This window comes from Shewanella ulleungensis (assembly GCF_014648315.1).
Taxonomy (GTDB): domain Bacteria; phylum Pseudomonadota; class Gammaproteobacteria; order Enterobacterales; family Shewanellaceae; genus Shewanella; species Shewanella ulleungensis.
Genome location: NZ_BMQW01000015.1, coordinates 72,002 through 85,856 on the forward strand (window position 1 = coordinate 72,002; position 13,855 = coordinate 85,856).

9 protein-coding genes and 1 tRNA gene are annotated in these 13,855 nt (G+C 39.6%); 6 read left to right on the forward strand and 4 right to left on the reverse strand.

All coding sequences use genetic code 11. The features are described from left to right. The first annotated feature begins 240 nt into the window (after nt 1-240). The 3 genes from argE (at nt 241) to IEY40_RS19080 (ending at nt 4,729) form a co-directional block, all read left to right on the forward strand. Nucleotides 241-1,392, forward strand: a complete 1,152-nt coding sequence (gene argE, locus IEY40_RS19070; RefSeq protein WP_188959051.1) for an acetylornithine deacetylase — start codon at nt 241-243, stop codon at nt 1,390-1,392. Between the two features lie 152 nt (nt 1,393-1,544). Further along, complete coding sequence (gene ppc / locus IEY40_RS19075; protein ID WP_428848173.1) at nt 1,545-4,193, forward strand: phosphoenolpyruvate carboxylase; 2,649 nt, start codon at nt 1,545-1,547, stop codon at nt 4,191-4,193. Continuing rightward, a complete protein-coding gene (locus IEY40_RS19080; RefSeq protein ID WP_188959055.1) occupies nt 4,190-4,729 on the forward strand; it encodes a YceB family lipoprotein in 540 nt (179 codons plus the stop codon). The genes ppc and IEY40_RS19080 overlap by 4 nt, the downstream gene beginning before the upstream one ends. 74 nt (nt 4,730-4,803) lie before the next feature. Here the strand turns inward: IEY40_RS19080 and IEY40_RS19085 are convergent, their stop codons facing one another. Both IEY40_RS19085 and IEY40_RS19090 read right to left on the reverse strand, forming a co-directional pair. After that, a complete protein-coding gene (locus IEY40_RS19085; protein ID WP_188959057.1) occupies nt 4,804-5,259 on the reverse strand; it encodes an LPP20 family lipoprotein in 456 nt (151 codons plus the stop codon). 65 nt (nt 5,260-5,324) lie between these two features. Continuing rightward, a complete protein-coding gene (locus IEY40_RS19090) occupies nt 5,325-6,065 on the reverse strand; it encodes a hypothetical protein (RefSeq protein WP_188959060.1) in 741 nt (246 codons plus the stop codon). A gap of 428 nt (nt 6,066-6,493) precedes the next feature. On the opposite strand from IEY40_RS19090, the gene IEY40_RS19095 reads away from it, so the two are divergent. From IEY40_RS19095 to IEY40_RS19105, 3 genes are all read left to right on the forward strand, one after another. Then, nucleotides 6,494-7,222: a flagellar basal body L-ring protein FlgH gene (locus IEY40_RS19095; RefSeq protein WP_188959062.1), complete on the forward strand. Its 729-nt coding sequence runs from the start codon at nt 6,494-6,496 to the stop codon at nt 7,220-7,222. A gap of 3 nt (nt 7,223-7,225) precedes the next feature. Continuing rightward, on the forward strand, nt 7,226-8,410 hold the full coding sequence (locus IEY40_RS19100) for a flagellar assembly protein T N-terminal domain-containing protein (RefSeq protein WP_188959064.1): 1,185 nt from the start codon (nt 7,226-7,228) through the stop codon (nt 8,408-8,410). A gap of 142 nt (nt 8,411-8,552) precedes the next feature. Beyond that, the gene (locus IEY40_RS19105) at nt 8,553-11,597 is read left to right on the forward strand and encodes a DUF2339 domain-containing protein (protein ID WP_188959074.1); all 3,045 of its coding nucleotides are present in this window, start codon (nt 8,553-8,555) and stop codon (nt 11,595-11,597) included. Nucleotides 11,598-11,645: 48 nt separating this feature from the next. Here IEY40_RS19105 and IEY40_RS19110 read toward each other — a convergent pair whose 3' ends face one another. Both IEY40_RS19110 and IEY40_RS19115 read right to left on the reverse strand, forming a co-directional pair. After that, nucleotides 11,646-12,920: a CinA family nicotinamide mononucleotide deamidase-related protein gene (locus IEY40_RS19110; RefSeq protein WP_188959066.1), complete on the reverse strand. Its 1,275-nt coding sequence runs from the start codon at nt 12,918-12,920 to the stop codon at nt 11,646-11,648. 733 nt (nt 12,921-13,653) lie between these two features. Next, a tRNA-Asp gene (locus IEY40_RS19115) sits at nt 13,654-13,730 on the reverse strand. Between the last annotated feature and the right edge of the window lie 125 nt (nt 13,731-13,855).

The following is a 13,855-nucleotide window of genomic DNA, read 5'->3' on the forward strand; positions in this document are numbered from 1 at the left end:
AGTGTCAGCATAGCCTATTTAGGCAGGAGAAGCCTAAAAAGATCTATCGTCGCGGGAAGTTCGCGTAGATAATTGATATAGTAGATTTAGTGGATTTAGCAGTCAGAAAGCACATATTTATTTTCATTAGTAACGTTCAATTAATGGTGTCGGTTAATGCTGTTTGCTAGACTAACACACAATATTAATTATGCAATATATGTGAATAAGTATTTTACATATATTTTTTTAGGATAGTCTATGAGCACATTACCAGATCTTAAAAGTTGTTTTACACAGCTGATTGCAGCGCCATCTGTTAGCGCTCTCGAAGCTGAAGCCGATATGAGTAACCATGCAGTTATCAACTTGTTGCAAAATTGGTTTAGTGAGCTTGGTTTTGATTGTGAAACCCCAACGGTTGAAGATTCACGCAATAAACAAAATTTAATCGCTCGTATTGGCCAAGGAAAAGGCGGCTTATTACTCGCTGGTCATACCGATACAGTGCCATTTGACGAGGGTCGTTGGAGCCAAAGCCCGTTTGAGATGATTGAAAAAGATAACCGCTGGTACGGCTTAGGTACTTGCGATATGAAAGGCTTTTTTGCTTTAGTGCTTGAGGCACTTAAAGACATGCCACTTGACCAATTCAAACGCCCACTGACTATTTTTGCCAGCGCAGATGAAGAAACTACCATGAGTGGCGCGAAAGCCTTTGCCGACTCAAAGGCTGTTGCACCTGATTATGCAGTTATTGGTGAACCCACCAGCTTAAAGCCTGTCTATATGCATAAAGGCCATTTAGCTCAAGGGATAAGAGTTATTGGGCGCAGTGGTCACTCGTCTGATCCTGCCCGCGGCTTAAATGCCATTGAAGTTATGCATAAAGTAATTAGCCAACTAATGAAGCTAAAGCAGCATTTAAGTGAGAACTACCGTGAAGATGCATTTACGGTGCCTTACCCAACGATGAACTTTGGCCATATACATGGTGGCGATGCGGCTAACCGTATTTGTGGTTGCTGTGATTTACACTTAGATATTCGTCCGTTGCCGGGCATGGAATTAGCAGAACTCGAATTAATGGTGCTGAACTACTTAGCTGACATCAGTAAAGAGTATCCCGGCAGTATTAGTGTCAGTACTTTGTACCCTGGCGCAGAATCGTTTGCAGGAAAAGCTGATAATCCATGGACCAAACTAGTCGCAGAATTGTCAGGCAATGAAGCAGAAGTGGTTAACTACTCAACTGAAGCGCCTTATATTAACAAGCTCGGCTGCCAAACATTAGTACTGGGCCCTGGAAGCATTAATCAGGCCCACCAGCCCGACGAATATATTGGTTTAGAATACTTAACGCCAACAGTCGAGTTGATTAAAAAGATGATTTATCACGCGTGTATTAAATAGCCGTCAAATTTTAGTTAAATGTGAAAGTAAAATGTAATAATTTTACGAAATAAAATTACAAAACACGGTACCAGCGTATTGACCAATTTTACTACGCTGGGTATTGTGATGTGATAGATATTGGCAAAATGGTTCTTTTTTCGGGAGTAAGTATGACAGAGCAAACGGCAGATATGTATGCGTCACTTCGATCAAATGTGGGGCATTTAGGCCAGATATTGGGCGAAACAATGCAAAACCATTTAGGCGACGCATTTTTAGAAAAAGTAGAACAAATTCGTATTTTAGCGAAAAAATCTCGCCAGGGTGACGAAGCATCACGTGATCAAATGTTAGCATTATTAACTGCTTTACCTGACGAAGAACTGGTCCCTTTTGCAAAAGCGTTTAACCAGTTTTTAAACTTAGCCAATATCGCAGAACAATTTCACACTATTAGCCGCAATTGCGACGAATTGGTGTGTGTACCAGATCCAGTAGAACAATTACTTGGACGTATGCTAGATACCGACTTAGATAAAAAAGACGTAATTGCATGCTTAAAAAACTTAGACATTGATTTAGTGTTAACGGCACACCCAACAGAAATTTCTCGACGCACACTGATTCAAAAATATGCGGCTGTAGTAGACTGCTTAACCGAGCAAGAAAACAGCCAGCTAAGCGATCGTGAGCGTCAGCAAAGCACCCTTCGACTACGCCAGCTTATTGCGCAAATTTGGCATACCAATGAAATCCGTAATGAACGCCCAACTCCAGTTGATGAAGCGCGTTGGGGATTAAGCACTATCGAAACATCTTTATGGCAAGCCATTCCTGACTTTTTACGCCAGCTAAACGATCAAGTAGAGCAAAAAACCGGTCAACAATTACCTATTGATGTCTCTCCAGTAAGATTTTCAAGCTGGATGGGCGGCGATCGCGACGGTAACCCTTTTGTGACCTCAACAGTAACTCAAGAAGTACTTGACCGTAACCGTCACGCTGCAGCAAGACTATACCTAAAAGACATTGTGACCCTGCTTGGCGAATTGTCTATGGAGCAGGCGAATGAAGAGTTATCTGCATTAACAGAGCACAGCAAAGAACCGTACCGTGAAGTGCTGCGCAAACTACGTTGCCAATTACGCAACACCATTGATTATCTCAATGCCCGTCTTGAAGGTAAGCATCTAGATGCCGACATCAGTGAACTAATTTGGCACAAAGACGACTTACAAAAGCCGTTAGAACTTCTTTATAAAAGTTTAACCGATTGCGGCATGAAATTAATCGCCAACGGCCTATTGTTAGATATTTTACGTCGCCTAGCCTGTTTTGGTATTCACATGCTGCGTTTAGATATTCGTCAGGATGCATCACGTCACAGCGATGTGATTGCAGAATTGACTCGTTACTTAGGCATGGGTGACTACAACCATTGGGATGAAAACGAGAAACAAGCGTTTTTATTGCGTGAGTTAACAGGTAAACGTCCATTAATTCCTGCCAATTGGAAACCATCTGACGATGTCGCTGAAGTTGTCAGAACCTGTAACCTCGTGGCTAAGCAACCTGCTAATGCATTGGGATCGTATGTTATCTCAATGGCGAGTAAGCCATCAGATGTGCTAACCGTATTATTACTGCTAAAAGAAGCTGGCTGTACTAATCCAATGCGCGTAGTACCGTTATTTGAAACCCTCGCAGACCTTGAAGGCGCTGCAGCATGTATGACTTCTTTGCTAAATATTGATTGGTATCGTGGTTACACCAAAGGCATGCAAGAGGTGATGATTGGCTATTCTGACTCAGCTAAAGATGCCGGCGTAATGGCAGCAGCTTGGGCGCAGTACCGTGCTCAAGAGCAATTAGTTGCTGTGTGTAAAAAAGCCGAAGTGAAATTAATGTTGTTCCATGGTCGTGGAGGCTCAATTGGCCGTGGCGGTGGACCAGCTCATAAAGCGATTTTATCGCAACCACCCGGTTCAGTAGATGGCCGCATCCGCGTCACAGAACAAGGCGAGATGATCCGTTTTAAATTTGGTTTACCAAAATTAGCAGTACAAAGCTTAGCGCTTTATACTTCTGCAGTAATGGAAGCCACATTATTGCCACCGCCTGAGCCTAAAAAAGCATGGCGCGATTGTATGCAACGTATTGCAGAGGAGTCAGTTCAACATTACCGTGGCATTGTGCGCGAAGAACCAGACTTTGTGCCTTACTTCCGCGCTGCGACACCAGAAGTTGAACTAGGAAAGTTGCCATTAGGCAGTCGTCCAGCTAAACGTAAGGTCGACGGTGGGATTGAAAGTTTACGTGCTATTCCATGGATTTTTGCTTGGTCGCAAAACCGTTTAATGTTGCCAGCTTGGCTTGGCGCAGGCGAAGCCTTACAAGACGCGGCAGATCGTGGTGAGCTTGAACTGCTTCGAGAAATGGAAGAGCAATGGCCGTTCTTTGAAACCCGCATCTCAATGCTAGAAATGGTATATACCAAAGCAGAGCCAAATCTCGCAAAATATTATGAGTCGTGCTTAGTAAAACCTGAACTGCACCATTTAGGTGAAAAACTACGCCAACGTCTGCAGCTTGGCATTGATGCCGTATTGTCATTAACTCAAGCAACCGAGTTAATGTCGCATACACCTTGGAATCGCGAATCAGTTAAACTGCGTAACCCATACATTGACCCGCTTAACTTTTTACAAACCGAGCTATTAGCTCGTACCCGTAAAGAAGTTGAGCCGTCTGCATCTGTTCAGCTAGCCCTTATGCTGACGATTGCGGGCGTTGCAGCAGGAATGAGAAACACTGGATGATAACCTTGGCAAAAAGCCTTGGACTTGGTTTGCTTTTACTACTGACTGGCTGCGCCAGTCAGTACAGCATTACTGAGTCTGAAATAGAGCAATACCTTAATAAAGATATGCATTTTGAAGTAAAACAGGGTAACAAGTTAATTGGAGTGTCACTTAAACTCAATGATATGCAGGTCGTATTAGGCGCTAAACCTAATACTATGGCTGTGACAGCCGCGACTATGATCACCGTTAACAACCCATTGATGCCGATACATGCAAAATTAAAAACCACGTTTGAGGCCGTACCTTGGTACGATAGTGAAACAAAGAGTATTTATCTGCGCCAGTTAGACTTAGTCAAAGTAGAGTCGGAGCCTGCTGATATTGAACGTTACATCAGCCAGGCAACGCCACAGTTAATGGGCTTTTTACGCAATTATCTTGAAAACCAGCCTGTGTATACCTTAGACACTCGCGATAGTAATCAAGCGCTAATGGCTAAAATGACCAAAGAAATTGCCGTTCAGCAAGGCAAATTAGTCGTTAAGTTTTAAGTTTTAACGTGGTACAAAAAAGCACCTTAGGGTGCTTTTTTACTTTATTAACCGCTAGTATTCTCTATTAGATATTAAAAGTTTTGCGCAGGCTCAATCACTAAAATACTATTTTGTTGTGGATTTTCAGATTGCTCATAAAGGTCCCATACCAACTTATAATCAAGCTCTAATTCTGTGACATAAAACCCATCTACCGGATAAGTTTTCACAACCCGTGCGCCTTTGATTAAGCCTGACACCATTATCTTGGTATCGCTACTACTCATCGCCCAATCATGTACTGCCGTTTTTGAGTTAAGCTGCAAACCGTATACTTGTTCGGTTAACTCCCTATATGCCAAAATCTTAGAAGATTCCATTGCCATTAATAATTGCTCACTTCGAAGCTCAGCTGGCTGCCGGTCGATAGGAGCATAACCTACTGCAGTTAACACGGGATAAACACTAGGACGATATTGATCAGAACTGCTTGAAAATAAGCTGCAACCCGTAAAAATTAAACAACACGCTATGAGTAATATTCTCATTAATAAAATCGCTCTATGATCGCACAGATGTTAAATGACATAGCATTGAACCGAGTGGTTATAAGCTATTGTGTATCTGAATTTTCATCAGTGGCAGACAAAAATGAACCTGCATCTGCAACTAAATCTTTTGTCGTATAACCAGTAAAATAGTTCATTCCCAACTCTAATGCTGCAACACCAACGCCTATAGGACCAGAATACAACATACTGCCTAATAATTTAGATACAGGGCTAATGTCAGTATTGGTCGATAATTGATAAATTTCAGATAAAATTGGAATATGATTTAAAACATTTACTGAATCAAATAAATCATTTTCATCTAAACCTTCTTCACCAAACGAAAACGAATAGACTTCATCTACTGCGCTTGATTCGGTCGAAGTTTCGGCATTAACAGCATGTGTAATACCTACCGTTGATTGTAATGGATTACTGCCTGATACAGCCGTCGCTACTGCTGAACTTTTTATCATACTGGTTTGTAATGAAGCTAATAACTCTTGTTGCATTTGAGACATCAAGCCATCTGATACAGCTAGAGAAAGTAAACTCTCGTTACCTAAACCAGTTTGTTGAAGCAGTTGATCTTGAAGACTTTCTACAGAAAGGACTTCAATATTTGACAAGCCTGTTAATGTTGAATCTACAGTATCAGCACTCGATGATAATGAACTAAGTAGAGAACCAAAGGTACTTTGTCCGAGTCCGTTTTCAGTAATGGTTTCTGACTGTTCAGTAATGCTTTTCGCAGTACTTGTTACCGTTGTTGCTGCTGTATCTAAAGCATTTATTAAGGACAAAATAATTTCCTAATTAAGGCTCGTGCTTAATGTGCATAAAACACATTGGTTAAGAAGATATATAAATAACATTTTTATATCTCGCCATTGATTTATAAAAATTAACTTTTGCGTACGGTTAAACATTGTAAATTAGTATTGGAATGACCATGTAAAAACTTGATTTATCGTCACAACCACACCTATAAATATCTAATTGTGACCAACGCCTCAATAAAAAACATTTAAGTAAAAATCGATTTTTCACACAACAATGATATTAAGAAAATATCTACAAATATATAATAATCAATACAAAGTAAATATAAGTAAAGATGGGTAAAAACAAGTAAAAACAGGTAAACATCAAGAAGAATGCACTTTTAGCGTAGAATATATAATAAAAATATAGCTAAAATGAAAATACGATAATCTTCAAGATAATAAAAATGAATCAATCAATCTCATTTACTTTACTCTTTTTAACATTCCTTTCTGCATGTTCTACAACAGAAACTGCGGAAATAAAAAGTCCAACAAAAGCAAACACAACAATAAGCGTTGTAGAAGATAGTGAAGAGATTAACAAAGGAGATCCTAGATACCGTCCAGTTAGAGATAACAACATCCAGCAAGCTCCTCAAGTAACAGGTTCGATTTTTAATCCTAATAATATATATAGTATCTATCAAAATAATAATCGTTATGAAGTCGGCGACATGATAATGATTAAACTAAATGAAGAAATGACGTCTAAAAAGTCAATAAGCTATCAAAGGGATAATACAAATGAATTTGCATTATCTCCTGCGATTACCGCTGGTAGCATTAATATCGATAGTGATAATTTAAGCGCTGACTACAGTCAGGAAAAAAGTTTTGATAGCTCATCAGAAAGTAATCAAAACAATTACTTATCGGGTACGATTACCGTTTCTGTTAGAGAGAAACTACCCAACGGCAATTTAATTGTTGCGGGAGAGAAATGGCTAAAATTAAACAAAGGCGACGAATATGTCAGATTTTCTGGCGAAATCAGAGTAACAGATGTTGCGTCAGATCATTCAATAGACTCAAAAATGGTCGGCAATGCAGTGATTGAAGTCAGCGCGAAAGGCGACCAGCAAGATAATCAAGACCCATCTCTTATCAGTAAACTTCTCAACATTTTTGGCTAATCAATGAGCAAGCTGTTATTTATTTTAGTATTCATATTAATGCCACTGACGGCGCACGCTCAGTGGTATATTGGCCAAGCTTCAATGGCTGTTAATAACGATGATTACAACGAGGTCCGTAAAAAAGTAATCAAACAAGCTATTGAAAATGCTTCTTTGCAAGCTAATAGTTTTGTCAAAATTGAGACTACAGTAACTGATGGTATTTTGAGCCAAAGCTCGAGTAATCTTCAATCCGAGCATCAAATCAGTGAGATCAAAATTCTTAACGAGTCATATAAAAATGATATTTTAACGATTAATGTAAAAGTAAACCTAAAATCAGGTCTAAATTGCACTAAAGATCGTTATCTTAAGCAACTTATTATTGCTCAGCTTCCACTTTTGATCCCTGCACAAGCAACTCCAGGTGATGTATTTACCTTACCTTTTCATGCTGTTTCACGGTTTAAAAATGAGCTCATTAATCAACCTAATGTATTTGTTGAAGAAGTAATACCGGAAATGGTATTTAGACCAGAAATAAACATGGATACTCTTGACCTAAAATCGGTCAAAAGTATTTCGCACTCACTTAACAGTCAGTATCAAAGCCAATACTTAGTGTTTGGGTATATACGAGATATTGGATTATTTAATGAAACGGAATCCGGTTTATTGAGTAAAACAACAACACCTAAGCGAAACTTTACCATAAAAGTATTTATGTATGATCGTATCAGTGACAGTATTCTAGTCGAAAATGAATACCATGGTGAAGGCGATTGGAGTTTTGACTCTTTTAGTCGAGTAGACTTGGCTAATAGCTTATTTTGGCGAAGTGATTATGGCAAAACCATTATTGATACCCTATTTAATGCCGCTAAAGACATTAACGAAACCTTAAGTTGCGAAGCCACAAAGGCAACAGTTATTAACAAAGATAATCAATATATTACGATTAATATTGGCACACTACACGGGGTGCAAATAGGTGATAAATTTCAACACATTAAACTTAACAGTATCGCATTAAACAATACTGTTTTGTCTACGCTAATGCCACCCAATGATCCAACGTATTTAAAAGTCATTCAAGTGAGTAATAAGATCAGTTTGTTACAAGTACCGACAGAAGATGACCCAATAGGTATGAAGCAACATCAAATTGATTTATATGACGTTGTCACGACGATACCGCAATCATAGTATTATTTATCACCTCCTATTGCGATGGAACGCACTCGCTATATTTATCCCAATGATCAGAAAACGGAACATTTCCTAATCAATCAGAACCACGTACAATAACTTTGCAATATTGGAGTGCATAATAATCATGGGATAAATGATGCCGTTAATGGATGACGTTGCCACATTAAAAGCACAGCTGGCTGAGTTAATCTCACAGCAAGGTGCGCAACAGGCCGATGTAAATCAACAGTTAGCTAAATTTAGCCAGCAACTTGATGCTTTGGCTCAGCGAGTTCAAGCACAAACTAGCGATGAACAACCAAGTCGCTTTGCTGACGAAAACTTACATGTTCCAGTGCATGAAAGCCGTTCAAACAATTTGAGCACCAGTATCGTTGCCAATAAACCTCAATATTCTTCTTCCGCCTGGGAAGGTCAACCTTCAAGTTCAGCAACACCTATAACAGCACAGCAGTCATCAACAGTAGCAAAGTCATCAGCCAAACAAAGTGCACTGAGTGCTATGGTTTCTCAGCTAGCTGAAGCAATTTGCGAATTTAGCGCATCTGCACTTGCCCCCTTGTCTGGATTAACCGAGCAAGCAAAAAGCTTTTATCAGCATTACCAAGCTAAAGGTTTAGGTCCAGTATTTTTAATGACCGTTGCCGGCATCATTACGCTGACTCTTGGATTTGGTTATCTGTTGCAATTTTCAATTAACAATTGGTTTTCAGAACTGGGTAAAGCGCTGTTAGGTTTAGGTGTAGCAAATAGCATTGTTATTGGCGGAATATTCATTAGACAAAAACGACCGGGCATGGAGGATTTTGGTTCCGGTCTCGTCGGCCTTGGGCTTATTCTTAACTACTTGTGTTTGTATTTCTTAGGGCCGTATTTTAATCTCGTACCCGATGTTGCCTGCTTTGGTTTACTGCTACTCAACACTGCTTTTGGTTATGGCTTATCATTTAAACTCGACACCAAAGTGATAGCAATTATTGCCTTAATTGGTGGTTCGTTAGCACCATTGATGTTACTTGATGGCGGTCAAACACCATTACTGTACTTACCATACTTAATGCTTATTGGCATATGCTCAATGGTACAAAGCCATAAATTAACTTGGCCGATCCTCATAGAAATCACCGCATTACTGCATATAGCTTGTATACAGATACTCGGATTATTTATTCAGTTACCGTTGTCTGCTCTTGATTGGCAAACCGGTTTAGCATTATTGATGATCAATGGGCTATTTTACCTCTATAGCATGGCCAGCTTATTATTTGTCATCAAATCAACATTAACACCAAGACTGCTAGCGATGCCAATCGCACTCATGGTTTTTACACTCTATACCCTAACAGAGTGGAGTGTTTTTGCCGGTGAGCTTTTTGCATTCAATGCATTGTTGTGTGGGTTGTTATATTGGGTAATTAAACGCGATAAAGATGTTGGTACACTAGCCTTGGCTTTTGCCGGAAGCTTTGCCGGTTTTGCCGCACTGTTTTTACTCAGTGTCGAACTGATGGGATTAGTGCTGTTATTAGAGGGACTATTGTTACTGTGGATTGGCTGTAAACAACTATTTAGCCCTATTAGAGCAGAAGCTTATGTATTATTGGTACTAGGCATAATCAGCAGTTTTGCTAACGTATTTGATGTACTAACCCTGCCACATGATGACAATAATGGTTTATTAGGGTATCAAGCATTATTGCTCTTATTGATGGCTCTTACCTGTACAATGACTTTTGCAGCACAAAAGCTTCTTAGCCATCATCAAGCTGATTTAATGACATTTGAACACCTAGCTGTACGATTTATCCGAGAGTTACTTGGAGTGCTTTACACAGTTACCTTATTGCTTTTAAGCTTCTTTGTTACTGAGCAGTATTGGCTTAATACAGTACCATTAATCAGCTTATTACTGCTGTACATGAGTGCTAAACACGCTCTACGCTTTAGCGAAGTATTAGCCTGGTTAATACAAATTCCTCTACTAGGACTAGTGATTGTTGGAATGGTAGATGCCAATAGCTTGAGCTTTGCAGACCAAGCGATGAATGCTAAGTTAGCTCGTATTGAGCTCTTTGTCGGACTGTTACTCGCTTATTATTGGTACAAAAAATATTACGCTGACGCCAAATTAATCCGCTTAGCTTATTACGTTCAGTTAGTGTGTTATTTAGCTTTACCGTTACTCCTATTACCTAAAATCGTGCGTAGCTATCCAGACTATATCTCTATCGGATTATGGGTAAGCAGCCTCATGAGTATAGGATTAACATACTTTGTTAATCACAAGAGCCTTCGCTATGAGTCTCAAATACTAACGGTTTTAGCAGTCATGACTACTGCGGCAATGTGTTTAGCAGAACTATGGCAAGGACTTATCGCATTGCTTCTTGGTTTATTATTTATTGGATTTGTTAGCTGGCGCTATGCTCAGTTATCAAAAAAGTGGCAACAAGCTACTTCGCTACAATGGCATATTGCTCCATACTATATTGCATTGGTGATAGCAGTGTTAAGCCAAACAGTTACTAACCTAATCCACCCATCATGGGCAGTAACAGCATTAATTATCTGCGGATATTTCAGCATTATCACTGAAAGAAACACTCGTATAGGCAGACATTTCAAACAAGCTTTAACGCCAAGTTATAGCTTGGCATACGCCGCAATCTTTATCTGTGCCATTTTACCTGTTACGTTTCACAGCGAATCACAACTAACGTTAAACGTAACTAACTATCTGATTAATTTTGCAGAACTTGGAGTGCTCGCGTTATTAGCTCGATATGTACTAACCGCTAGATTAGGCATTAGAGCACATAGAAAAATAATCTCTTATACTGCACTAAAATGGGCATGGCATGCTTTACTAGTAATAAGTTATTTATTCTGGAGTTACCAATTCGACATAAGCATCGCTGCACCGATGAGTGGAGTGTTGTTGGTGGTACATGCTAGTGTAGTTATGTTTATAAGTTTACGTCCTCAACAAGCAAACCTGGTAAGGCTCGCGGCATTACTATTTGGTTTGGCGTGTATCAAAGTAATTTTTGTAGATATGGCGTCATTTGAATTAATTCAAAAAGTTGTCGCGTTTATTATGATTGGAGTGATTTTGTTAACAGTGGCTTACTTTTATCAAAAAGCAAAAAACAATCAATTACCTGAAAATATTACAGTATAGTATTAAATGTAGCTTGCTTAGCACTTTGATAAGCAAGCTACAATAAACTTACTTGGCGAACCGAGGTATTGACGGGTAATCAACAATAACCGCTTCTTCAAGTAACGCACGACGAAGCATATCGTATGCAATTGCTGTACTCATGCTTCTTACCAGCTGACGAGAACGCTTTGGTAACTGCACCATTTGGCTATATACACCGTATTTAGTTGCTAGCGCTATTGCAACTGTCCCTACAGGTTTGTCATCAGAACCTCCATCTGGCCCTGCAATACCACTAGTGGCTAATGCAAAGTCACTGTCTAAAATACCACGTACACCTTGCGCCATCGCTTCAACAGTAGGAATCGATACTGCACCATGATCATCTAAAATCTGTGGATTAACACCTAACACTTTCACTTTTGACTCATTACTGTATGTCACTAAGCCATGATGTAAGTACGATGAACTGCCGGCAAAATCGATCAATTGACTGGTTATCATGCCTCCAGTACAAGACTCCGCCACACTAAGACTAAAGCCAGACTGATATAATCGATGATGGATCTCTGCAGCTAATGTTGGGCGATTCTCAGCAACAACCGCACTACCTAATAGAACTTTAACCTGCTTTGTTACATCAGGGAGCTGACGAATAGCTTTATCGCCGCGAGCAAATATCTTAATTTCAATGTGTGGCATTGAGGAGCGATAGCCTAACTCAATGCCTGCTGGCATAGTAATCTCAGACAAAGTATCGGCCAAAGATGATTCACCATGACCTATAGTCAATAACTTTTCTAAGGCTGATTTTTCTTGAACACCAAACTCTTCGGTAATAAATGGAATAAACTGCTCGGTGATCATGTGTTTTAATTCAAAAGGTACACCTGGCGTAAAGAATAACCACGCATTATTCAATTTGACTCTAAAGCCGCATGCTGTTCCGACAGGATTATCGACCATAACAGCAGAAGCGGGTAACCAAGCTTGCTTCAAATTACTCTTAGCCATTACTCGATTATTACGGGTAAACCAATCCTCTAAATGTTCACGCCATTGAGCATTTTCGACAAGCTCTTCACCTTTAGCTTTAGCCATGGCTAGCGCAGACATATCATCACTAGTCGGCCCCAAACCACCATTAACAATAATGACATCTGCATACTTACTGCGCTCTTGGAATGCTGCAACAAGGTCATCCATCCGGTCTCCAACAGTGACTCGATGTTGCATCTCAATACCTAACTCCATCAAGGTATTAGCAACCCAAGCAGCATTGGTATCAACTATCTGTCCAGATAGTACTTCTTCACCTGTGCAAATCATTTCTAACTTCATCGTTTTTCCTTATCCCATGCAATTGGCACTTAAGTTAGGCGAGCAATATGTTATTGGCAAGAAAATAGATCGAATTAGTAGGAAATTTGCTAATAAGTAGCTGAATGAATTACAACAACTCAACAGTATTGTCTCAAAATAGTTAAATTAGATCGTTTAGTTAATGCCCCATATCGAGCTATTAGCAACATATGTGGAATCAAAATAATATAATGACCAGGCAAACGATAGCTGTGTGTTCTGAATCAATCGACTAAAAGCCGGAAAATCTTAAAATAACTAAATTGAAAAAAGTGACCTGTAATAATCCAATATAAAAACATACATGATGAACATAGCTGCTATCAAATGCGGCGTTTTTCAAGACATTTGATAGCAAAGGGTATGTAATTTGTTGAGAGCGTGGAGAAACAAATAAACACTTACCATAGCTGTAATATTGTTTAGTGATGCTATTCGAACATAAATAATTTTTATAAGGAATATCATTAATTTCAGATACAAAAAAGCCTCATCGTGAGTTGAGGCTTCGATATCAACAGAGCATATTATGCTTGTAATAGGGGTAAACCGGCGTCTATATGCATGGCATATCACCGCAATCTATTGACGCTCTGCTCAGCTGAACGACGACTACCTTGAGGCTCAAGACAAGTCATCGTAACCTTAAATTTTTTGTCATTTTTAATACGAAAAAGGCCTCTGCATTTCTGCAGAGGCCTTCGTCTTTAGTTGGCGGAGCGGACGGGACTCGAACCCGCGACCCCCGGCGTGACAGGCCGGTATTCTAACCAACTGAACTACCGCTCCTTTAGCAAGTTGCTTACGCAGGATGCTAAATGCTTTTTAAGTCGCTAGTATGTCATAACTAGGAGACTTGCTCTTTCGAGCATCTCTTAACGAGATAATTAGGCGTCTGGAAATGAAATGGGATC

Excerpts from the sequence above, each read along its gene's own strand:
- argE (WP_188959051.1), top strand. The coding sequence starts at position 241 with ATGAGCACATTACCAGATCTTAAAAGTTGTTTTACACAGCTGATTGCA.
- ppc (WP_428848173.1), top strand. The coding sequence starts at position 1,545 with ATGACAGAGCAAACGGCAGATATGTATGCGTCACTTCGATCAAATGTG.
- IEY40_RS19080 (WP_188959055.1), top strand. The coding sequence starts at position 4,190 with ATGATAACCTTGGCAAAAAGCCTTGGACTTGGTTTGCTTTTACTACTG.
- IEY40_RS19085 (WP_188959057.1), bottom strand. The coding sequence starts at position 5,259 with ATGAGAATATTACTCATAGCGTGTTGTTTAATTTTTACGGGTTGCAGC.
- IEY40_RS19095 (WP_188959062.1), top strand. The coding sequence starts at position 6,494 with ATGAATCAATCAATCTCATTTACTTTACTCTTTTTAACATTCCTTTCT.
- IEY40_RS19100 (WP_188959064.1), top strand. The coding sequence starts at position 7,226 with ATGAGCAAGCTGTTATTTATTTTAGTATTCATATTAATGCCACTGACG.
- IEY40_RS19105 (WP_188959074.1), top strand. The coding sequence starts at position 8,553 with ATGCCGTTAATGGATGACGTTGCCACATTAAAAGCACAGCTGGCTGAG.
- IEY40_RS19110 (WP_188959066.1), bottom strand. The coding sequence starts at position 12,920 with ATGAAGTTAGAAATGATTTGCACAGGTGAAGAAGTACTATCTGGACAG.